This window comes from Agathobaculum sp. TL06, from assembly GCF_054658635.1.
Genome location: NZ_BAAGGY010000078.1, coordinates 1 through 327, shown reverse-complemented (window position 1 = coordinate 327; position 327 = coordinate 1). Strand labels below are relative to the sequence as shown.

The 327-nt window shown below is 54.1% G+C and carries 1 protein-coding gene; it reads right to left on the bottom strand.

What is annotated here, in order from left to right:
• Positions 1-313 (bottom strand): S-layer homology domain-containing protein (locus tag ACYQ3S_RS15700; protein ID WP_459690310.1); only part of this gene is annotated, 313 nt, incomplete at its 3' end.
• Between the last annotated feature and the right edge of the window lie 14 nt (positions 314-327).

The following is a 327-nucleotide window of genomic DNA, read 5'->3' as shown; positions in this document are numbered from 1 at the left end:
TGCTGATGTCGGTCATCTTCGAGGAGTTGTTCTCGTAAGCCGAATCATCAATGGTGTTGTTGCGGACAACGAAGATCATCTTCGCCATTTCCGCACGGGTAACGGTTGCATCCGGCTTGAAAGAGCCGTCGGGGTTGCCCTCGACCACGCCCAGCGCCGTCAGCATGTTCACGGCGTCGGTGGCCTGGATATCGGCCTCATCCGTGAACGCCGCACCGGCAAACATGGTGAACGCGCATGCGAACGCCAGCACCAGTGCGAGAACCTTTTTCTGATGGCGAAGATATGTACTTTTTTTGGCGATATTCCGCATAAATAATCCTGTTA